A 19,561-nucleotide genomic window follows, 5' to 3' on the forward strand; every position below is an offset into this window, starting at 1 on the left:
CGTGCCCGAACTGCAGCCCGCCCGCGTCGCCGTCTACCTCGACTTCGACAACATCGTCATGTCGTGGTACGACCGCGTCCACGGAAAGAACTCGTACCAGCGCGACCGCCAGAAGATCGCGTCGGGTGCCGGCGACCCCGACGTCGCCGAGCGGCTCGGCGCGGCGACGGTCGATGTCGGGGCGATCATCGACTACGCGGCGTCGTTCGGCACGCTCGTGCTCACTCGCGCATACGCCGATTGGTCCGCCCCGGTCAACGCCGTGTACCGGTCGCAGCTCGTCGCGCGCGCCGTCGACCTCGTGCAGCTGTTCCCTGCTGCGGCGTACGCCAAGAACGGCGCCGACATCCGGCTCGCGGTGGATGCCGTCGAGGACATGTTCCGCCTCGACGACCTCACCCACGTCGTCATCGTCGCCGGCGACTCCGACTACGTGCCGCTCGCGCAGCGCTGCAAGCGCCTCGGGCGCGTGGTCGTCGGGGTCGGCGTCGCGGGCTCGACGGCGAAGTCCCTCGCGGCGGCGTGCGACCAGTTCGACTCCTATGACTCGCTCCCCGGGGTCCAGCCTCCGGTCGTCGAGAAGCCCGCGAAGACCGACACGGCGGAGTCGCGTCGCCGCAAGGCGAAGCCCGAGGCGGACCCGGCCGATGTGCTTCTCGAACGCGCGCTGCGTCTCGAGACCGAGCGTACGGACGAGGAGTGGGTGCACGCCTCGGCGCTGAAGAGCCTGCTCAAGCGGATGGACCCGTCCTTCAGTGAGAAGGGCCTGGGTCACAAGTCGTTCACCGACTACATCGCCGCGCACCCCAAGGTCGCCGAGCTCAAGGAGGACGGCAACATCCGGCTCGTGCGCCTGGCGCCCGACGCACGCTGAACCGCCCACTGCGCGGCATCCGACACCGAATCCGGCTCCGACCTGCTCGAAAGCCTGTCGGGTACAGTGTGCTCGTGGCCCGGCGCAGAGTTCCACCCGGCTCGCAGTCGTCGCTGCGAGAAGCCAATCGCGCGCGCCTGGTGGAATCCCTCAAGCGTCACGGGCGTCTGACGCAGGTCGAACTGGCCGGCAGCACGGGACTGTCACCGGCGACCGTCTCGAACATCGTCAAAGAGCTCACGGCCTCGGGTGTGCTGCACACGTCGTTCACGTCGCGCAGCGGCCGGCGCGCGACGCTGGTCTCGCTGGCACGGCAGCTCGGTCTCGTCGCCGGCGTCCACTACAGCTCGCGCCAGCTGCACATCGCGATCGCCGATGCGACCCGCACCATCGTCAGCCAGACGACACTGCCCCTGCCGATCGACCATCGCGCCGATGCCGAGCTCGACCGGCTGGCGATCCTGCTCGGCGAGCTCATGGAGACGCTCGGGGGCTCGGTGTCGGAACTGCTGGCCGTCGGTCTCGCACTTCCCGCGCCCATCGATCCGCGCACCGGAATGGTCTCCACTCCCGGCCTGCTGCGCGGATGGGAGGGCATCGACGTCGCCGCGAGTCTCACCGCGCGCATCGGCCGCCCCGTCTTCGTCGACAGTGAGGCCAATCTCGGCGGACTCGCCGAGGCACGCGAAGGCGAGGGCCGCAGCGCCGCATCATCGGTGTTCATCCGCATCGGCCACAGCATCAGCGCCGGACTCGTCGTCGGCGGCGACCTCTTCCATGGCGTCAACGGCAAGGCGGGTCAGATCGGACACGTGACGATCGACGAGAACGGCCCGATCTGCCGGTGCAGCAACCGGGGCTGCCTCGAGACCTACGCCGGCGGCCCCGCGCTGCTCTCGCTCTTCCCGCCCAGTGAGGGGATGCTGCGCCTGAGCGATCTGCTGCAGGCGGCCGACGACGGCGACGGCAGCGCGCGCCGCGTGATCGCCGATGCCGGCCGCCACATCGGCATCGCCGCGGCCAGCCTGTGCAACCTGTTCGACCCCGAGCTCATCGTGGTCGGCGGCGAGCTGGCCCAGGCGGGCGAGATCCTGATGGCCCCCATGCGTCACTCGCTCGAGCGGACCGCACTGCCGGCGGCCGCCGGCCTGCCCGAGGTGGTCGCCGCCTCCTTCGGCGAATGGGCCGAGACCCGCGGGGCGATCGCGATCGCGCTCGACCAGGTCACCGTCGCCTCCGACGTGATCGCCGTCACGGCCTAGGCCCGGAGCGTTCCGCCATGGGGTCGTCGAAGCGATCGGGTTCCGCCGTGCTCACCCGCGCGCTCGCCGTGGTGGCGGGCGCGGTGGCAGCCCTCGGCCTGCTCACGGCGTGCGCCACCATCGAGGACTCCGACGGCACGATCGCGCTGCTGCTGCCGGACGCGAAGACGGCGCGCTACGAGACGTTCGACCGGCCGTTCTTCGAGGAGCGGGTCGCCGAACTGGGCGACTACCGTGTGCTCTACACGAACGCCGATGGCGACGCAGCCGAACAGCAGCAGCAGGCCGAGTCGGCCCTGACCGCGGGCGCAGACGTGCTCGTGCTCGACCCGGTCGACTCCCGCGCCGCCGTCGTCATCGTCGACAGCGCGACCGCCCAGGGCGTGCCGGTGATCTCGTACGACCGTCTCATCGCCGGGGGCGACCTCGCCTATTACGTCTCGTTCGACAACGAGAAGGTGGGTCTTCTGCAGGGCGAGGCTTTCGTCACCGCGATGGCCGAACGCGGCACACCGACGGGAGGCATCCTGATGGTCAACGGCTCGCCGACCGACAGCAACGCCGCCCAGTTCCGCGAGGGGGCACGCCAGGCGATCGATGCGAGCGGGGTGCGCGTCCTCGCAGAATTCGACACGCCGGGGTGGAGCCCCGATCAGGCCCAGGACTGGGTCGCCGGGCAGATCGCCCTGTACGGCGACCAGATCGCGGGCGTCTACGCCGCCAACGATGGGACGGCGGGCGGCGCCGTCGCCGCGCTGAAGGCCGCCGACGCCGATCCGTGGCCGGTGATCACGGGTCAGGATGCCGAACTGTCAGCGGTGCAGCGCATCGTCGGCGGCGACCAGTACATGACCGTGTACAAGGCGATCCGCCCGCAGGCGCGGCTCGCCGCCGAGGTCGCGGTGGCGCTCATCGCCGGCGACGAGGTCACGGCCCCCCTCGAGATCGACGGCACTCCGGCGACCCTGCTCGATCCCGTCGCAGTGACCGTCGACAACATCCTGGAGACCGTGGTCGCCGACGGCTTCTGGACCGTGGAGCAGATCTGCACCCCCGAATACGCCGCAGCCTGCGAAGCGGCTGGCATCCTGTAGGGCGATGCCGAATATGCCCACCGCCCCCCGTGCCTATCGCAACCGTGTCCTCACCATGACCGGCATCGGCAAGCGGTTCGGCGCCGTCAAGGCCCTCACCGACGTCGACTTCTGGGTCAACGAGGGCGAGGTGGTGGCCCTGGTCGGCGACAACGGGGCCGGCAAATCGACGCTCGTGAAGGTTCTCGCCGGCGTGCACCCACCGGACAGCGGTGTCATCGAGTTCGACGGCGAGGCCGTCGACATCGAGACCCCTGCCGACGCGCAGGAACTCGGCATCGAGACCGTCTTCCAAGACCTCGCGCTGTGCGACAACCTCGACGTCGTCGCCAATCTGTGGCTGGGCAAGGAGATCACCAGCGGCGGCGGACTCGACGAGGTCGACATGGAGCAGCGCACGTGGACGCTGCTGCGCGAGCTGTCGGCGAAGATCCCGTCGGTGCGGATCCCCGTGGCCTCGCTGTCGGGCGGCCAGCGGCAGACCGTCGCGATCGCGAGATCGCTCATCGGAGACCCCCGGGTCGTCATCCTCGACGAGCCGACCGCGGCGCTCGGCGTCGCCCAGACCGCAGAGGTGCTCAACCTCATCGAGCGGCTGCGCGAGCGCGGCCACGGCGTCGTGCTCATCAGCCACAACATGGCCGACGTGCTCGCCGTCGCCGACCGCGTCGTCGTGCTGCGCCTCGGCCGCAACAACGGAGTCTTCAACGCCGTCGACGTGACCAGCGAGACCCTCATCGCAGCGATCACGGGGGCCGGCGAGCACGCCGTCGGCCGTGTGACCACTGAGACGACCCCGACGGTCGCCCCGCCGCCGCCCACCGGCCCCGAGGCCACGGTGATCCCGTTGGAGCCGGGCAGGCGGCGCCGCCCCAAGAGGGGCGACGGATGAGCGAGGGCATGGTGGACCGCGTCCGAGACGCGGCCGACGGCCTGTTCGCTCGCGTGCGCGGCGGCGACCTAGGCTCGCTGCCGGTCATCGTCGGGCTGATCGTCATCTGGACGGTGTTCCAAGTGCTCAACCCCGTCTTCCTGTCGAGCACGAACCTCGTGCTCCTGACGATGCAGTGCGCGGCCATCGGAACGATCGCGCTCGGCGTGGTGATGATCCTGCTCGTCGGCGAGATCGACCTCTCGGTCGGATCGGTGTCGGGACTCGCGGCGGCGGTGCTCGCCGTGGCCTTCGTGCAGCTGCAGTGGAACCTCGTGCTCGCGATCGTCGCCGGCGTCCTGGCGGGCGCCGGCGTCGGGGCGGTGTACGGCTGGCTGTACACGCGTTTCGGGCTGCCGAGCTTCGTCATCACCCTGGCGGGGCTCCTCGGCTTCCTCGGCCTGCAGCTGTGGGTACTGGGCGACACCGGGTCGATCAATCTGCCGCTGGACTCGTGGCTCGTCGAGTTCGCGCAGCGGATGTTCCTGCCCGCCTGGGCGTCGTATGCCCTGGCCGTCGGCGCTGTCGTCGTGTACGCCTTCGCGCTCGTGCGCCGCTCGCGGCGACGCACCGCGGCCGCACTGGTGGGACAGAGCTACCTCGAGATCGGACTCCGCTCCACGGGGTTGCTGGTCTTTCTGCTGGCGGCCACGTGGTACCTCAATCTGTCGCGCGGGGTCGGGGTGATGTTCCTGTTCTTCCTCGTGCTCGTCGTGCTCGCCCACCTCGCCCTCACCCGCACTCGATGGGGCCGCTCGGTCTACGCGGTCGGCGGATCGGTCGAGGCGGCGCGGCGGGCCGGAATCCGCGTCGACCGCATCTACGTCTCGGTGTTCATGCTGTGCTCCACCCTCGCGGCTGTGGGCGGCGTCCTCGCGGCCGCGCGGCTGGGTGCGGCGAACCAGAGTTCGGGAGGCGGCGACACGAACCTCAACGCGATCGCGGCGGCCGTCATCGGCGGCGCGAGCCTGTTCGGCGGGCGGGGCACGGCGTTCTCGGCGCTGCTCGGAATCGTGGTGATCCAATCGGTGTCGTCGGGGCTCACGCTGCTCAATCTGGACTCGTCGATCCGATTCATGGTCACGGGTGTCGTCCTCGTGCTCGCCGTCATCGTCGACTCGATCTCACGCCGGACGCGCGCGGCGACCGGGAGGGCATGAGTTCGGAGAACGAATCCTGCATCGTCGTTGCCAAAGCGTTACGTTCAAGTCTTGACGTCAAGAGGTGAACTCGGGAGGATCGCTTGCGAGCGCTCTGGCGTGCGAGGTCACTCGCGATTTCAACGACGAAAGGCGAACGATGAAGAAGTCTTCACTTCTGGCCGTGGCAGGAATCAGCGCTGCCGCGGCCGTCCTTCTGGCCGGCTGCGCCGGCTCCAGTGGGGGAACTCCGACCGACGGCGGCGATGGTGGCGGAGGTGAGGCAGCCGGTCGCGCGTGCGTGATCCTGCCCGACGCCGCATCCTCGCCGCGCTGGGAGAACTTCGACCGCAAGTACCTTCAGGAGGGCCTGGAGGGCGCTGGGTTCGAGGTCGACATCCAGAACGCCCAGGGCGACGTCAACAAGTACTCGACGATCGCCGACCAGCAGCTCACCCAGGGCTGTGGCGTCATGCTGTTGGTCGACTACCAGGGCGCGGCCGAGGCCGTCGCAGCGAAGGCCAAGGCCGAGGGCATCCCGGTGATCGCCTACGACCGGCCGTTCACCGGCGCCGACTACTACGTGTCGTTCGACAACGTCGAGGTCGGCCGCCTCGAGGGGCAGACGGTGCTCGACGGACTCGAGGCCGCCGGCAAGGACCCGGCCACCGCGGTCGTGGTCTACATGGGCGGCGACCCGACCGATGGCAACGCGGCCATGTTCAAGCAGGGCGCGGTCGAGGTCATGGAAGAGGCCGGCATCACCGCCGCGGCCGAGCCCCCGGGGGTGTGGGACCAGGCCAAGTCTCAGACCAACTTCGAGCAGGCGCTGACCTCGCTCGACGGCAAGGTCGACGGCGTCTGGGTCGCCAACGACACCAACGCGGCCGGTGTCATCAAGGTGCTGCAGGACAACAACCTCGAGGGCGTCGCGGTCTCGGGCCAGGACGCGAACGTCGCGGGCCTGCAGAACATCCTGCTCGGCTGGCAGACCGCCACGGTCTACAAGCCGGTCGCCGATGAGGCCGCCGCCGCCGTCGAGACGGCGATCGCGCTGCTCAACGGCGAGGAGGTCTCGACCGACGCGACTCTCGACGACGGCACGCCGTACGTGCAGGTCACCCCGATCCTGGTCGGCCCCGACGAGGTCAACCAGGTCGTCGCCGCCGGCGACGCGGCGTACGACGACGTCTGCACGCCGGATGTCATCGATGCGTGCGAGGAGTACGGGGTCACCGCTCCCTGATGATCCGCACTCCGGGGGCGCCGCGTCCTGATGGGCGCGGCGCCCCCGCGATGTGGACGACAGCGGGTGGATCATGGACCGATCGCGAGGAGGCGATATGTCAGAGCCGATCATCGAACTGGTCAACGTCAAGAAGTCCTTCGGACCGGTGAGCGTGCTCAAGGGGGTGAATCTCAAGGTCCGCCCCGGCAAGGTCACCGCGCTCGTCGGCGACAACGGTGCGGGCAAGTCGACGCTCATCAAAGGACTCGCGGGCGTGCAGCCCTACGACTCCGGCGAAGTGCTGATCGACGGCAAGCACCGCGATCTGCACGCCCCGCGGGATGCCGCGCACCTCGGCATCGAGGTCGTGTACCAGGACCTCGCCCTGTGCGACAACCTCGACATCGTGCAGAACATGTTCCTCGGCCGCGAGGAACTCTCGTTCGGCACGTTCGACGAGGGCCGCATGGAGAAGGAGGCATCCGACACCCTCCGCTCGCTCTCGGTGCGCACGGTCAAGTCGGTGCGGCAGAAGGTGTCGTCGCTGTCGGGCGGCCAGCGCCAGACCGTGGCGATCGCCCGCGCGGTGCTCAAGAACGCCCGCGTCGTGATCCTCGACGAGCCGACTGCAGCCCTCGGCGTCGCACAGACCGAACAGGTGCTGAATCTGGTCGACCGCCTCTCCGACCAGGGGGTCGCGGTCGTGCTCATCAGCCACAACCTCGCCGACGTCTTCGCGGTGGCGGACGACATCGCCGTGCTCTACCTCGGCCAGATGGTCGCGCAGATCCCCACCGAGCAGACCACGCGCGACGACGTCGTCGGCTACATCACCGGCACCAAGACGATGGACGGCATCGAGCACATCGGCACCTCGGCGATCGCGACGGGAGACCCCTCATGAGCAGCAACGCAACCCGTACCGAGGCATCCCCCGACCCCGTCGCCGGCGACCTCATCGGCAGCGGCATCGAAGGCGGCCTCATCGACCAGGTGAACGCCTGGTGGCAGCGCGTGCGCGGCGGCGACATGGGGGCGCTGCCCGCCGTCGGCGGGCTCGTGGTACTCGGCATCCTATTCTCGGTGTTGAGCCCCTTCTTCCTCACCGAGCGCAACTTCGCGAACCTGCTGAACCAGGCGGCGACGCTCGTCATGCTCGGCATGGCCCTCGTGTTCGTGCTGCTGCTCGGCGAGATCGACCTGTCGGCCGGCGTCACCGGAGGCGTCGCGATGGCGCTGTTCGTCGTGCTCAACGCTCAGTTCGGCATCCCGTGGCCGTTGGCGCTGCTGGTCGGATTCGGCTTCGGCATGGCCACCGGAGCGCTCATCGGCTTCTTCGTCGCGAGAGTGGGCATACCGTCGTTCGTGGTCACCTTGGGATTGTTCCTCGGGTTCCAGGGTCTCGCGCTGCTCATCATCGGCGACGGCGGCCTCTACCGCCTGCAGGTGCCCGAGCTCATCGCGATCCAGAACGGCAACCTGCCCACCTGGGGCGGCTGGGTCATGCTCGCCGTCATGCTCGCGGTCTCGGCGGGCACCTCGTTCTGGGACCGCGCCCGGCGCGCACGCGCCGGCGTGCCGAATCGGTCGCTGTCGCTCGTGTGGATCAAGCTCGGTGTGATCGCCGTCCTCGGCGGCATCGCGGTGTACCTGCTGAACCAGAATCGCGGCGTCTCCGTCGGCGTGGTCGAGGGCGTGCCGATCATCGTGCCGATCGTTCTGGTGATCCTGTGGATCGGCACATTCATGCTCGATCGCACACGGTTCGGCCGCTACATCTACGCGATCGGCGGCAACGCCGAAGCGGCTCGCCGTTCGGGTGTCAAGGTGCGCTGGATCAAGTGGTGGGCGTTCGTGATCTGCTCGAGCCTCGCCGTCGTGTCGGCGCTGTTCAGCGTCGCGCGCGTCGGGTCGGTGGATGCCACGGTCGGCCGCGACATCGTCCTGAGCGGCGTCGCCGCCGCAGTGGTCGGGGGTGTCAGCCTGTTCGGCGGCCGCGGCCGCCTCGTGCACGCGGCCATCGGCGCGTTGGTGATCGCCACGATCACCAACGGACTCGGCCTGCTGGGCCTGCCGGCCGGCATCAACCTGCTGGTCACCGGCGGTGTGCTGATCCTCGCGGCCACCGTGGATGCCCTCTCGCGACTGAGATCCGGCGGGGGTATGCGCATCTAGCGCGGCCTGCCGCAGCAGACCCGGCCCTCGCCGTCGCTCCGCGCGACGATCCGGTCCGCGTCGTCCTCCCCGTCAGGGGCAGCGACGGTGCGGGCCGGATTCGCGTGCGGGCACCCGGAAGATGCCTACGACGTCGACAGCACCTCGTCGACCCACGCGGGCACCAGCACGGTCGCCGGCCCGGTGCGCGCGTCGTCGAAGGGCACGAGCCCCTCACTCGACTCGAGGTTGAGCTCGACGGTGCGCGCCTCGAACGCCGCCGCCAACGCCGCATACCCCGCCGCGGGGTAGACCTGACCCGACGTGCCGACCGAGACGAACACGTCGCACGCGACGACGGCCTGCTCGATGCGGTCGAGACCGTAGGGCATCTCACCGAACCAGACCACGTCCGGGCGCAGCATCCGCTCGCCGCACACGGGGCACGGCGGCCGGTCGAGCAGGTCGGCGGACCATGCGGGCCGCGCCTCGCACGCCGTGCACCGCGCGCGTGCGAGTTCGCCGTGCATGTGCACCAGGTTGCGCGAACCGGCACGCTCGTGCAGGTCGTCGACGTTCTGGGTCACCACCAGCAGATCGTCGCCCCGTTCGGTCTCGAGCTGTGCGAGCGCGCGGTGTGCGGCATTGGGCTCGACGGATGCCAGCGCCCGCCGCCGCGCGTCGTAGAACCGCAGCACGGTGTCGGGGTCGCGTTCGAACCCGTCTGGGCTTGCGACGTCGTCGACGGCGTGGCCCTCCCACAGTCCCCCGGCGTCACGGAAGGTCGGCACCCCGCTCTCGGCCGAGATGCCGGCACCGATGAGCACGACGATGCGCGTCACCGCAGCATCCCCCGCAGCAGATCGATCGTGTCGGCATCGTCCGCCTGCTTGTCGGGGCGGTAGCGTTTCACGCGCGCGAACCGCAGCGCGACGCCGCCGGGATACCGGGTCGACCGCTGCACGCCGTCGATGGCGATCTCGACGACGGTCTCGGGTCGCACGTGCACGGCGTACGCGGTGCGGCGGGTCTCGATGGTCGGAAAGTGCTCGGTCTGCCACCGCAGAAGCTCGTCGGTGAGCCCCTTGAACGTCTTGCCCGCCATGACGAACCCGCCCGGCTCGCCGAAGCGGCCGTCGGGGTCGCGGGCGCCGAGGTGCAGGTTCGACAGCATTCCCGTGCGCCGCCCCGAGCCCCACTCGACCGCGAGCACGACGAGATCGACCGTGACCACCGGCTTGACCTTGAGCCAGCTCTTGCCGCGGCGACCGGCCGCGTAGACCGAGTCGGCGGCTTTGACCATGACCCCCTCGTGTCCGGCTGCCAGCGCGTCGCGCGAGAACGCGTCGGCGGCGTCGGGGTCGTCGGTGAGGATGCCTGGAATCCGCATGCCGCCCACCACGGCGTCGAGCACGTCGAGCCGCACCGTCAGCGGTTCGTCGATGAGGTCACGGCCGTCGACGTGGAGGATGTCGAAGAACCACGGATGCAGCGCGACGGCCGCCTCCGTCTCGGAGCCGAAGCGCGCCATCGTGTCCTGGAACGGCCGCGGCGCCCCGTCGTCGTCGATCGCGAGCGTCTCGCCGTCGAGGATCACCCGGTCGACGGGCAGCTCGCGCACGCGCGCGACGATCTCGGGCACCCGGTGGGCGATGTCGGCGAGCCCGCGCGTGAACACCCGCACGTCGTCGCCGTCGCGGTGCACCTGGATGCGCGCACCATCGAGCTTGTACTCCACCGATGCCGCCCCCGTCGCGGCGACGGCGTCCGCCGGCGATGCCGCGGTGGCGGCGAGCATCGGCAGGACCGGAGTGCCCACCCGCAGCGACACCGCCTCGAGCGTGTCGGCGGACTCGGTCAGCGCGACGCGCGCTGTCTCGCCGAGGTCGCCCGACAGCATGGCCGCGCGGCGCACCGCCGGACCGGCGCGGTCGGCGGCGCGGGCGATCGCGTCGAGCAGCACGCCTTCGAGCGCGCCGGTGCGCAGCTCGCCGAGGATCACGCGCGTGAGCAGATCCCACTCGGACGGTGTCGCCCGGGCGGCGACGGCATCGAGGGCGGCGCGACGCGCCGCGACCGAGCCCTCTCCCCCGGCGGCCGCGAGCGCGTCGAGCGCGGCGTCGACCTCGCCGACGGTGAGCGAGGGCTCGGAGGCGCCGCCGGCGTCGGCGGCGGCGAGACTCCGCCAGCCCACGCCGAGCCGGCCCTGGCGCGGGCGCGCGACGAGGAACCCGACGACCGGAGCGATCTCATCGGAGCCGAGTCTGCGCAACAGCTCGGCGATCGCGTCGACCTTGCCGATCCGCGACGACGTGGCGGCGACCCGATCGGCGGTGAGGGCGACCTCGGCGAAGAGCACGACGCCATCCTGCCACCGGCGACCGACACCCGGCCCGGAGCCGCCCGCGCGAGTCGACACGGCTCGTGCGAGTCGACAGCTTGCGCGCGTGCAGAACGCATCGACCCGCGCGGAACGTGTCGATTCGGCATCCGCGGCGCATCCGCGGCGTCACCCCGCGCGCAGCAGACGCTCCACGTAGGCGGTGGCCGGGGCGGCGCGAAGCTCGTCGAGCGTGCCCGTCTGGGTCACCCGCCCGTTCTCGAGCACGACGACGGCATCGGCAAGCGCGGCGACGTCGGCGGTGCTGTGGGTGACGAGCACGGTGGCGCCGCCGAACCCGCCGAGGTGCCGGGTGAGGTCGACGCGCACGTCGGCGCGCACCTCGACGTCCAGTGCCGCCATCGGCTCGTCCAGCAGCAGCACCTCCGGGTCGACGGCGAGGGCTCGCGCCAGCGCGACCCGCTGCGCCTGCCCGCCCGAGAGCGTGCCGGGCAGGCGCTCGGCGAGGTCCTCGAGCGCGAACCGGTCCAGCAGCGGTGCCACGGCGGCTCGGGCATCCGTCCACGACCTCCCGCGCATCCGGCCGGCGAAGGCGACGTTGTCGCGCACGTCGAGGTGGTCGAAGAGCAGGTAATCCTGGAAGACGACCCCCACGCGTCGGGATGCCGCGGGCAGGTCGATCCCGCGGCGGGTGTCGGTCAGCACACGACCGGCGGTGGAGATGCGGCCGTCGACGACGCCGATGAGGCCTGCGATCGCCGCGAGCAGGGTCGACTTGCCCGCCCCGTTCGGTCCGACCAGCGCCAGCGTCTCTCCCGGGGCCACCTCGAACGCGGCCGTGGTCGTGAACGCGCCGCGTCGCGCGGTGAGGTCGATGCTCAGCCCCGCGGTCATCGTGCCACCCCCGGCATCCATCGGTCGCGCAGCGCGAGCAGCACGACGATCGACACGGCGAGCAGGATCACCGCGAGCGCGATCGCCTCCGACGGGTCGGACTGCAGCGCCAGATAGCTCGCGATCGGCAGCGTGCGCGTGACGCCGGGCAGCGATCCGGCGAACGTGATGGTGGCGCCGAACTCGCCGAGCGCACGCGTGAAGCACAGCACCGCGCCCGCTGCCAGGCCCGGTGCGATCACGGGAACCGTCACGTACCGGAACACCTGCCCGCGGCTCGCGCCCAGGGTCTGCGCGGCGAGCTCGGCGCGCCGCGCAGAACTGCGCAACGCACCCTCGACGGCGAACACCAGGAACGGCAGCGACACGAAGGTCTGCGCGATGACGACGGCACCGGTCGTGTACGGCACGGTGACCCCGAGATCGGCCAGCATCGACCCCAGCAGTCCGCCACGGCCGAGCAGCGACAGCAGCGCGATGCCGCCGATCACCGGCGGCAGCACGAGCGGCACGGTCACCGCGACGCGCAGCGGACGGCGCGCCCAGGCCGACCACGACACCGCTCGCGTCAGCAGCACGGCCAGGGGAACCCCGAGCACCAGGCACAGCACGGTCGCGATGATGGCCGTCACGACCGACAGGGCCAGCGCCTCGAGCACGGCCGAGCTCGTCAGCAGCGCAGGCATCTCGGGCCACGGTGCGCGCAGCACGAGCGCGATCGGCGGCACGGCGAGCAGGGCCAGCCCGAGACCGGCGAGAACGAGGACGACGGGAGACAGCCGCTCGCGACGCTCAGGGCGCATCGAAACCTGCCTCGGCCAGCACCGCCCGGCCCTCCGCACTCGCGAGCAGCGCGATCCACGCCGCCGCCAGGTCGGGCTCGGCGGCATCCGCCAGGGCCATCACCGGGTAGCTGGTGCGTTCGTCGGCGAGGCCGGGCACGTCGATGGTCGCCACCTCGTCGCCGGCGGCGCGGGCGTCGGTGACGTACACCAGTCCGGCATCGGCCTCGCCGAGCACGACCTTGGTGAGCACGGCCTTCACGTCCTGTTCGAGCGTGTCGGGGCGCGCATCGACACCCGCGACCGAGAGGGCACGCTCGGATGCCGCGCCGCAGGGCACGACCGGATCGCACAGCGCGACGGCGAGATCGTCTCGCGCGAGATCGTCGAGGCCCGCGACGTCGGCCGGATTGCCGGCGGGCACGACCAGCGCGAGTCGGTTGGTGGCGAAGACGATCGGGGCCTCCGCGAGGCCGGCGTCGACGACGACCTGCGCGGCGTCGGCACTCGCGGCGGCGAAGACGTCGGCCCGCGCGCCCGACACCAGCTGCTGCGCCAGCGCCGGGCTGCCGGCGAGGTTCAGCACGACCGCGGTGCCGGGGTGGTCGCGCTCGAAGTCTGCGGCGAGCAGCTCGAACGACTCGGTGAGGGATGCTGCGGCGAAGACCGTGAGGGTCCGATCGGCGGGCGCCGTGCCCGACGCGCAGCCGGACGCGAGCAGCACCGCCGCGCCGAGCGCGGCCAGCAGCGGCATCCGTCGACTCACGGGCGCGCGACCGGCAGCTCGATGCCCACGTTGGTGGCCTTCGCGGTCGCGACGACCAGCATGCCGACCTCCAGTCCCAGGTCGTCGACGGCCTCGCGGCTGAGCAGCGAAACGGCGCGGAAGGGTCCTGCCTGCACGTCGACCTGCGCCATGACGGTGTCTGTGGTGATCGCGGTCACCAGGCCGACGAACCGGTTGCGGCTGGATGAGCCGGCGAGCGGGAACTCGTCGGCGAGCGCGACCGGCGGTGACGTCTCGGCCAGCACGGCCACGAGGTCGGCCCCGGCGACGGTCTGCCGCCCGTTCTCGCCGCGCATGACGGTGATGCGGCCCGTCTCTCCCCAGCGCCGAACCGTGTCGTCGCTGATGCCGAGAAGGGCAGCCGCCTGCCGCACCGTGAATTCGTTCATACCCGCATCCGCGCCCGCATCCCTTCACTCTAGCCGCATACGCGGCCCCACTCCCTGTCGCCCCCCGGTCGAGCGGACACGAATGCACGCGTTCCGCGGCGTGTCGCGGGCAATCATGTCCGCTCGACAGAGGGGGCGGGCGGTGCCGGCGGGCCGAGCGGGTGGGAGAATCGGCAGGTGACCGTCGACCCGCTCTCGCCCCGCTTCGCGCGCCAGCGCGTGCTGTCGGGCATCGGGCCCGACGGCCAGCGACGACTCGCCTCGGCACACGTCGTCGTCATCGGCGCGGGAGGGCTCGGCAACGCCGTGCTGCCCGTGCTGGCGGGCGCCGGCGTCGGTCGCATCACCGTCATCGACGACGACACCGTCGACGAATCGAACCTGCACCGGCAGGTGCTGTTCAGCGCCGCCGACATCGGCACTCCGAAGGCGGATGCCGCGGCCCGCGCGATCGCACGGCAGTCGCCCGACACCGAGGTCGAGTCCGTCGTCGTCCGGTTCGGCCCGGATGCCCCGCTGCCGCACGACGTCGACCTGCTCATCGACGGCTCCGACGTCGAGACGACCCGTTTCGCCGCCAACGACGCGGCGCTCGCCGCAGGCATCCCCCTCGTGTGGGGATCGGCGCTGCGGTGGTCGGGGCAGGTCGGAGTCGCCGTCGCCGACGCGGACTTCCGCGACCTGTTCCCCGGCGGTCCCGCGCTCGACGCCGACACCTGTGAGATCGCGGGGGTGTCGCCGACGGTGTGCACCGTGATCGGCGGCCTCATGGCGACCGAGGCGCTCAAGCTCGTCACCGGTGCCGGCGCGCCGCTCGTCGGCCGGGTGCTCGCCTACGACGGTCTGCGCGGCACGATCGATGAACTGCAGTTCGCCCGCGACCCCGACCGCACCATGACGCCCGCCCCCGCCGCACGGCTCGCGCAGGCGGCCGGGCTGTCCGACACCGTGACGGCAGCCGAGCTCGACGCCCTGCTCGACTCCGACGCTCCCCCGGTGCTGGTCGACGTGCGCGAGCCGATGGAGCTCGCCATCGCCGCCCTTCCCGGCGCGACGCACATCCCGCTCGGGCAGCTCGCGAGGCGGATCGACGAGCTCGATCCCGACGCCGACACGGTCGTGCTCTGTCATCACGGCGTGCGCTCCGAGGCGGCGCTGGCGCATCTGCGGCATTCCGGCTTCGCCCGCGCGCGCCACCTGGCCGGCGGCATCGACGCGTGGTCGCGCGACGTGGACCCGTCGGTGCCGCGATACTGATGGGACCATGAGCGGACTCACCCACCTCGACGACGACGGCCGCGCGCGCATGGTCGACGTCGGCGCCAAGCCCGTCACCCGCCGACTCGCTCGGGCCGCGGGCCGGCTCGACACGACCGCCGAGGTGGTGCGGCTGGTGCGCGCCGATGACCTGCCGAAGGCCGATGTGCTCGCCACGGCCCGGATCGCCGGCATCCAGGCCGCGAAGCGCACGAGCGAGCTCATCCCGCTCGCGCACATCCTGCCGCTCGAATCGGTCACCGTCGAGTTCGGGTTCGAAGACACCGCGATCCTCGTCGAGGCGACCGTCGCGGTCACCGCGAAGACGGGCGCCGAGATGGAGGCGCTCACCGCCGTGGCGGTCGCGGCATTGACACTGCACGACATGGTGAAGGCCGTCGATCCCGCCGCCACGACCGGCGGCATCCGACTCATCGAGAAGTCGGGCGGCAAGCACGGTCACTGGACGCGCGAACAGACGGATGCCGCGCCGTCGGGCACCCCCGCCCCCGAATCCGCAGAGAGCCACCGCCGCGCCGTCGTCGTGGTGTCGTCGACCCGCGCCGCCGCGGGCACCCGACCCGACCGCACCGGTCCCGTGATCGCCGACTGGCTGACCGGGCACGGGTTCGACACGGCCGAGCCCGTCGTGGTCTCGGATGCCGATGTCGCCGCCACCCTGGCGTCGATCGTCGCCGAGCGTCCCGCCGTCGTGCTCACCACGGGCGGCACCGGCATCCACCCGCAGGACCGCACGCCCGAGGCGACCCGCGCCCTGGTGCAGCGGGAGCTGCCGGGCATCGCCGAGGCCATCCGCGCTGCGGGACGATCGGCGACCCCGACCGCCGCGTTGAGCCGCGCCGTCGCGGGCCTCGCCGGCACCACGCTCATCGTCAATCTGCCCGGTTCGCCCGGCGGCGTCGCCGATGCGCTCGACGTGCTCGCACCGTTGCTCGACCATGCCCTGGAACAGGCGCGCGGAGGCGACCATGTCTGACGCACGCAACGACACGACGACGCGACGCGTGCTCGCCCTCGTGACCGACCGGCCGATCGACCGCGACGCCGCCGAGGCGTTCGCCGCGAGTGACGCCGACGGCGCGGTGGTCACCTTCGCGGGGGTCGTGCGCGACCACGACGGGGGTCGGTCCGTGTCGGCTCTCGACTACGAGGCCCACCCCGATGCCGAACGGTTCCTCCGCGAGGTGTGCGACGAAGCGGCCGTCCGCACCGGACTGCGCATCGCGGCGGTCCACCGCGTGGGCGCCCTGGGCATCGGCGACATCGCGCTGCTCGCGGTCGTCGCCGCACCGCACCGCGCCGAGGCGTTCGCCGCGATCGCCGACCTGATCGACCGCATCAAGGAGCGCGTGCCGATCTGGAAGCGCCAGCACCTCGACGACGGCCTCACCGAATGGGTGGGACTCTAGAGCGTCAGCCGCCCGAGAACCGCGGCAGCACGTCGACGTCGGCCGCGAGCACGTCGTCGTCGCCGCGGCGCACCACTCCCCCGACGAGCACCGATCCCGACGCGAGCACGCGCTGCATCTCGGCGCCGTGACGTTCGGTCAGCACACGGCGCAGCGTGCCGACGGTCGCCGGCTCGACGTCCAAGGTCTCGCTGCGGATGCCGGCGGCATCGACCGCGGCGGCGAAGTACCGCACCCGCACGTCAGCCACCGATGGCCCCCATCGAGCGCTCCGGGCGCGTGAACCCGCTGCTGTCGATGCCGTGACCGGCCTGCTTGCCCCACATCGCGGCGCGCCAGCGGTCGGCGAGCTCGGCGTCCGAGGCGCCGGCGCGCAGCATCCCGCGCAGATCGGTCTCCTCGTGGCTGAACAGGCACGCGCGGACCGTGCCCTCGGCGGTGATGCGCGTGCGATCGCACGCCTCGCAGAACGAACGGGTCACCGATGCGATCACGCCGACCGTTGCCGGTCCGCCGTCGACGAGCCACTCCTCGGCGGGCGCCGCAGGGTCGTCGCGTCCGACCGGGGCGAGGTCGAACTCGGCACCGAGCACGTCGAGCAGCTCACGGGCCGACACCATCTCGCCGCGCGCCCACGCCGCGTCGGCGTCGAGGGGCATCTGCTCGATGAACCGCGGCTTCACTCCGTGCGCGACGGCCCACCGCACGAGTGCAGGGGCGTCGGCGAGCGTCTCGCGCATGAGCACGGCGTTCACCTTGACCGGGCCGAGTCCCTCTCGCAGCGCCGCGTCGATCCCGGCGAGCACGGCCGGAAGCCGATCGCGTCGGGTGAGGTGGGCGAAGTGCGCGCGGTCGATCGTGTCGAGCGAGATGTTGACGCGCGAGAGGCCCGCCTCGCGCAGCGCCGCCGCCCGTCGGTCGAGTCCGATCGCGTTCGTGGTCATCGACAGCGACGCCGCAGGTGCCGCCGCGTGCGACAGACGCACGATCTCGACGAGGTCGCCGCGGGTGATCGGCTCACCGCCCGTGAAGCGCACTTCGCGCACACCGAGATCACGTGCGGCGATGCCCACGAGTCGTGCGATCTCGGCGGGCGTGAGCAGGTCATCGCGCGGGATCGAGGGCAGACCCTCCTCGGGCATGCAGTAGGTGCAGCGAAGCGAGCACTTCTCGGTGATCGACACGCGCAGGTCGCGCGCGATCCGGCCGAAGCGGTCGACCAGCTCGCCGGTGTCGGGGCGCCCCGCGGCATCCGGCATCGTCTTCGGGTCGTGCCGCACACGCGGCATCCCGAGCGACAGGGTCGACATGGCCCCAGCCTACGCGCGCCCCGGCAGACGGGACGCGTGACAGCGACGGCCCGCGGCGCTACTCTGAGCGCATCCGCAGAGGGGGGCGCCATGTCGTTCATCACCCGAGGCTTCACCGGTCGCTCCCGCGAACGCGACCCGCGCCTGCCGCCCGGGCAGACCCTCGCCCCCGATTGGCCGGTGCTCTCGGCCGGTCCGACGCCGCGGATCGACACCGACGAATGGGAGTTCGTCGTGCGCACCGAGAACGGCGACCGCCGCTGGGACTGGGAGGGACTGCGGGCGCTGGGCATCGAGGACGTCACGGTCGACATCCACTGCGTCACGCACTGGTCGAAGCTCGAGATGCCGTGGCGCGGAGTGTCGCTGGACCGCATCTTCGCCGAGGTCGAGAGCGAGCACGAGTTCGCCATGGTGCATTCGTACGGCGGCTACACCACGAACGTCCCGCTCGAGGATCTGCTCGACGGGCAGAGCTGGGTGGCCTTCGAGGCCGACGGCGAGCCGCTGCACCCCGAGCACGGCGGACCGGCCCGCCTGCTCGTGCCGCATCTGTACTTCTGGAAGAGCGCCAAGTGGGTGCGCGGGATCACCCTGATGCCCAGCGACGAGCCGGGTTTCTGGGAGCAGAACGGATACCACCTTCACGGCGACCCCTGGCGGGAGGAGCGCTACTGGTGATCGGCCGCCGCCCCGCGGCGTGGCACGTCGCGACCGTCGCCGAGGTGCGCCCCGAGACGGCCACCGCGCGGCGCATCGTGCTCGACGTGCCGACGTGGCCCGGCAACGACGCCGGTGCGCACGTCGACATCCGGCTGAGCGCGCCCGACGGCTACCAGGCGACGCGGTCGTACTCGCTCGCGTCGTCGGGCGGGGAGCATCGGATCGTGCTCGCCGTCGACGAGGTGCCGACGGGCGAGGTCTCGCCCTACCTCGTGCACGACCTGCAGGTCGGCGACCGCGTCGAGGTGCACGGGCCGCTCGGAGCGTTCTTCGTCTGGCGCCCCGGCCCCGAGCCACGACCGGTGCAGCTCATCGCGGGTGGATCCGGCGTGGTTCCGCTGTACGCGATGGCCGCGGCACGGGCCGTGTCGACGGATGCCTCGCCGTTCCGCCTGCTGTACTCGGCACGAAGCCCCGACGATGTGTTCTTCCGCGAGGAACTCGACGCGCTCGGCCCCGACGGACCCCGCATCGACTACGTGTACACGCGGCGGACGCCGCCCGACTGGCCGGTGCCGCCCGGACGCATCACCCCGGCCGTGCTCGCCGAGCGCACCTTCGCGGCACAGGAGCGGCCCGCCGTGTTCGTCTGCGGGCCGACGCCGTTCGTCGAGGCGATCGCCGCCGCGCTGGTCGACGCCGGGCATGACCCCGCGGACGTGCGCACCGAGAGATTCGGAGGAGCGTGATGGAGCCGATCGACGGGAATGCGCTGGCGGGCCGGCTGGCGGATCAGATCGGGTGGGATGCCACCTCGGCGCGCGCGCGCTGTCTGCACTGCGCCGCGATCGACGAGATCGCGCGCGCGGTGGTGTACGCCACGCGGATGGGCGAGGTCGCGCGGTGCGGTCACTGCGACGGCGTGCTCGCCGTCTTCGTCGAAGCCGCCGACGGCCGCTCGTGGTTCAGCATGACCGGTGTCGCCGCGGTCGAGCGGCCCTCGTCGATCATCGGTCCGTAATCTCG

Annotated in this window: 22 protein-coding genes; 14 read left to right on the top strand and 8 right to left on the bottom strand. The window is 71.6% G+C overall.

The features are described from left to right. Position 1: 1 nt before the first annotated feature. The 8 genes from ABD663_RS05010 (at position 2) to ABD663_RS05045 (ending at position 8,703) form a co-directional block, all read left to right on the top strand. Positions 2 to 874: an NYN domain-containing protein gene (locus ABD663_RS05010; RefSeq protein ID WP_344736775.1), complete on the top strand. Its 873-nt coding sequence runs from the start codon at positions 2 to 4 to the stop codon at positions 872 to 874. A 74-nt stretch (positions 875 to 948) separates the two neighbouring features. Then, positions 949 to 2,136: an ROK family transcriptional regulator gene (locus tag ABD663_RS05015; RefSeq protein WP_344736776.1), complete on the top strand. Its 1,188-nt coding sequence runs from the start codon at positions 949 to 951 to the stop codon at positions 2,134 to 2,136. 17 nt (positions 2,137 to 2,153) lie between these two features. Beyond that, entirely contained in the window at positions 2,154 to 3,230 is a 1,077-nt protein-coding gene (locus tag ABD663_RS05020; RefSeq protein WP_344736777.1) for a sugar ABC transporter substrate-binding protein, read from the top strand. A 13-nt stretch (positions 3,231 to 3,243) separates the two neighbouring features. Beyond that, complete coding sequence (locus ABD663_RS05025) at positions 3,244 to 4,122, top strand: ATP-binding cassette domain-containing protein (RefSeq protein WP_344736778.1); 879 nt, start codon at positions 3,244 to 3,246, stop codon at positions 4,120 to 4,122. Continuing rightward, entirely contained in the window at positions 4,119 to 5,321 is a 1,203-nt protein-coding gene (locus ABD663_RS05030; protein ID WP_344736779.1) for a sugar ABC transporter permease, read from the top strand. Before ABD663_RS05025 ends, ABD663_RS05030 begins: the two co-directional genes overlap by 4 nt. A gap of 139 nt (positions 5,322 to 5,460) precedes the next feature. Further along, positions 5,461 to 6,546: a substrate-binding domain-containing protein gene (locus tag ABD663_RS05035; RefSeq protein WP_344736780.1), complete on the top strand. Its 1,086-nt coding sequence runs from the start codon at positions 5,461 to 5,463 to the stop codon at positions 6,544 to 6,546. A gap of 97 nt (positions 6,547 to 6,643) precedes the next feature. Beyond that, positions 6,644 to 7,432: an ATP-binding cassette domain-containing protein gene (locus tag ABD663_RS05040; RefSeq protein ID WP_344736781.1), complete on the top strand. Its 789-nt coding sequence runs from the start codon at positions 6,644 to 6,646 to the stop codon at positions 7,430 to 7,432. Further along, on the top strand, positions 7,429 to 8,703 hold the full coding sequence (locus ABD663_RS05045; protein WP_344736782.1) for a sugar ABC transporter permease: 1,275 nt from the start codon (positions 7,429 to 7,431) through the stop codon (positions 8,701 to 8,703). The genes ABD663_RS05040 and ABD663_RS05045 overlap by 4 nt, the downstream gene beginning before the upstream one ends. 125 nt (positions 8,704 to 8,828) lie before the next feature. Here the strand turns inward: ABD663_RS05045 and ABD663_RS05050 are convergent, their stop codons facing one another. The 6 genes from ABD663_RS05050 to ABD663_RS05075 form a co-directional block, all read right to left on the bottom strand. Beyond that, a complete protein-coding gene (locus ABD663_RS05050) occupies positions 8,829 to 9,524 on the bottom strand; it encodes an NAD-dependent deacylase (RefSeq protein WP_344736783.1) in 696 nt (231 codons plus the stop codon). Then, a complete protein-coding gene (locus ABD663_RS05055) occupies positions 9,521 to 11,041 on the bottom strand; it encodes an ATP-dependent DNA ligase (RefSeq protein WP_344736942.1) in 1,521 nt (506 codons plus the stop codon). The genes ABD663_RS05050 and ABD663_RS05055 overlap by 4 nt, the downstream gene beginning before the upstream one ends. 150 nt (positions 11,042 to 11,191) lie before the next feature. After that, positions 11,192 to 11,917 (bottom strand): sulfate/molybdate ABC transporter ATP-binding protein, encoded by a 726-nt coding sequence (locus ABD663_RS05060; protein ID WP_344736784.1) that lies wholly within the window; start codon positions 11,915 to 11,917, stop codon positions 11,192 to 11,194. After that, positions 11,914 to 12,720 carry a molybdate ABC transporter permease subunit gene (gene modB, locus ABD663_RS05065; RefSeq protein ID WP_344736785.1) on the bottom strand — a complete coding sequence of 269 codons (807 nt, stop codon included), beginning with the start codon at positions 12,718 to 12,720 and terminating at the stop codon, positions 11,914 to 11,916. Before modB ends, ABD663_RS05060 begins: the two co-directional genes overlap by 4 nt. Further along, complete coding sequence (modA, locus tag ABD663_RS05070) at positions 12,710 to 13,453, bottom strand: molybdate ABC transporter substrate-binding protein (protein ID WP_344736786.1); 744 nt, start codon at positions 13,451 to 13,453, stop codon at positions 12,710 to 12,712. The genes modB and modA overlap by 11 nt, the downstream gene beginning before the upstream one ends. 8 nt (positions 13,454 to 13,461) lie before the next feature. Continuing rightward, the gene (locus ABD663_RS05075) at positions 13,462 to 13,875 is read right to left on the bottom strand and encodes a TOBE domain-containing protein (protein WP_344736787.1); all 414 of its coding nucleotides are present in this window, start codon (positions 13,873 to 13,875) and stop codon (positions 13,462 to 13,464) included. 177 nt (positions 13,876 to 14,052) lie between these two features. Here ABD663_RS05075 and ABD663_RS05080 point away from each other — a divergent pair, with 177 nt between their 5' ends. The 3 genes from ABD663_RS05080 to ABD663_RS05090 are packed head-to-tail and all read left to right on the top strand — an operon-like array spanning position 14,053 to position 16,562. Beyond that, a complete protein-coding gene (locus ABD663_RS05080) occupies positions 14,053 to 15,132 on the top strand; it encodes a ThiF family adenylyltransferase (protein ID WP_344736788.1) in 1,080 nt (359 codons plus the stop codon). A 7-nt stretch (positions 15,133 to 15,139) separates the two neighbouring features. Then, complete coding sequence (gene moaCB, locus ABD663_RS05085; protein WP_344736789.1) at positions 15,140 to 16,129, top strand: bifunctional molybdenum cofactor biosynthesis protein MoaC/MoaB; 990 nt, start codon at positions 15,140 to 15,142, stop codon at positions 16,127 to 16,129. Next, positions 16,122 to 16,562, top strand: coding sequence for a molybdenum cofactor biosynthesis protein MoaE (locus tag ABD663_RS05090; protein ID WP_344736790.1), 441 nt, complete (start codon positions 16,122 to 16,124; stop codon positions 16,560 to 16,562). Before moaCB ends, ABD663_RS05090 begins: the two co-directional genes overlap by 8 nt. Before the next feature lie 4 nt (positions 16,563 to 16,566). Here ABD663_RS05090 and ABD663_RS05095 read toward each other — a convergent pair whose 3' ends face one another. Together ABD663_RS05095 and moaA are read right to left on the bottom strand one after the other, a co-directional pair. Then, positions 16,567 to 16,812, bottom strand: a complete 246-nt coding sequence (locus ABD663_RS05095; RefSeq protein WP_344736791.1) for a MoaD/ThiS family protein — start codon at positions 16,810 to 16,812, stop codon at positions 16,567 to 16,569. Next, positions 16,805 to 17,872 (bottom strand): GTP 3',8-cyclase MoaA, encoded by a 1,068-nt coding sequence (moaA, locus tag ABD663_RS05100; RefSeq protein ID WP_344736792.1) that lies wholly within the window; start codon positions 17,870 to 17,872, stop codon positions 16,805 to 16,807. The genes ABD663_RS05095 and moaA overlap by 8 nt, the downstream gene beginning before the upstream one ends. Before the next feature lie 90 nt (positions 17,873 to 17,962). On the opposite strand from moaA, the gene ABD663_RS05105 reads away from it, so the two are divergent. Genes ABD663_RS05105 through ABD663_RS05115 form a run of 3 tightly spaced genes read left to right on the top strand, consistent with a single transcriptional unit; the run spans position 17,963 to position 19,556 of the window. Beyond that, entirely contained in the window at positions 17,963 to 18,553 is a 591-nt protein-coding gene (locus ABD663_RS05105; protein ID WP_344736793.1) for a molybdopterin-dependent oxidoreductase, read from the top strand. Next, positions 18,550 to 19,284 carry an FAD-binding oxidoreductase gene (locus ABD663_RS05110; protein ID WP_344736795.1) on the top strand — a complete coding sequence of 245 codons (735 nt, stop codon included), beginning with the start codon at positions 18,550 to 18,552 and terminating at the stop codon, positions 19,282 to 19,284. The genes ABD663_RS05105 and ABD663_RS05110 overlap by 4 nt, the downstream gene beginning before the upstream one ends. Further along, positions 19,284 to 19,556 (top strand): DUF6510 family protein, encoded by a 273-nt coding sequence (locus tag ABD663_RS05115; protein ID WP_344736796.1) that lies wholly within the window; start codon positions 19,284 to 19,286, stop codon positions 19,554 to 19,556. The genes ABD663_RS05110 and ABD663_RS05115 overlap by 1 nt, the downstream gene beginning before the upstream one ends. Positions 19,557 to 19,561 lie beyond the last annotated feature (5 nt).

Origin of the sequence: Microbacterium awajiense (genome assembly GCF_039536545.1) — a bacterium.
Classification (GTDB): Bacteria; Actinomycetota; Actinomycetes; order Actinomycetales; family Microbacteriaceae; genus Microbacterium; species Microbacterium awajiense.

Bases quoted from the DNA above. Each gene is read 5' to 3' on its own strand.
- ABD663_RS05075 (WP_344736787.1), bottom strand. From the start codon at position 13,875: ATGAACGAATTCACGGTGCGGCAGGCGGCTGCCCTTCTCGGCATCAGC.
- moaA (WP_344736792.1), bottom strand. From the start codon at position 17,872: ATGTCGACCCTGTCGCTCGGGATGCCGCGTGTGCGGCACGACCCGAAG.
- moaCB (WP_344736789.1), top strand. From the start codon at position 15,140: ATGAGCGGACTCACCCACCTCGACGACGACGGCCGCGCGCGCATGGTC.
- ABD663_RS05020 (WP_344736777.1), top strand. From the start codon at position 2,154: ATGGGGTCGTCGAAGCGATCGGGTTCCGCCGTGCTCACCCGCGCGCTC.
- ABD663_RS05035 (WP_344736780.1), top strand. From the start codon at position 5,461: ATGAAGAAGTCTTCACTTCTGGCCGTGGCAGGAATCAGCGCTGCCGCG.
- ABD663_RS05060 (WP_344736784.1), bottom strand. From the start codon at position 11,917: ATGACCGCGGGGCTGAGCATCGACCTCACCGCGCGACGCGGCGCGTTC.
- ABD663_RS05090 (WP_344736790.1), top strand. From the start codon at position 16,122: ATGTCTGACGCACGCAACGACACGACGACGCGACGCGTGCTCGCCCTC.
- ABD663_RS05025 (WP_344736778.1), top strand. From the start codon at position 3,244: ATGCCCACCGCCCCCCGTGCCTATCGCAACCGTGTCCTCACCATGACC.
- ABD663_RS05115 (WP_344736796.1), top strand. From the start codon at position 19,284: ATGGAGCCGATCGACGGGAATGCGCTGGCGGGCCGGCTGGCGGATCAG.
- ABD663_RS05045 (WP_344736782.1), top strand. From the start codon at position 7,429: ATGAGCAGCAACGCAACCCGTACCGAGGCATCCCCCGACCCCGTCGCC.
- ABD663_RS05040 (WP_344736781.1), top strand. From the start codon at position 6,644: ATGTCAGAGCCGATCATCGAACTGGTCAACGTCAAGAAGTCCTTCGGA.
- modB (WP_344736785.1), bottom strand. From the start codon at position 12,720: ATGCGCCCTGAGCGTCGCGAGCGGCTGTCTCCCGTCGTCCTCGTTCTC.
- ABD663_RS05030 (WP_344736779.1), top strand. From the start codon at position 4,119: ATGAGCGAGGGCATGGTGGACCGCGTCCGAGACGCGGCCGACGGCCTG.
- ABD663_RS05105 (WP_344736793.1), top strand. From the start codon at position 17,963: ATGTCGTTCATCACCCGAGGCTTCACCGGTCGCTCCCGCGAACGCGAC.
- modA (WP_344736786.1), bottom strand. From the start codon at position 13,453: ATGCCGCTGCTGGCCGCGCTCGGCGCGGCGGTGCTGCTCGCGTCCGGC.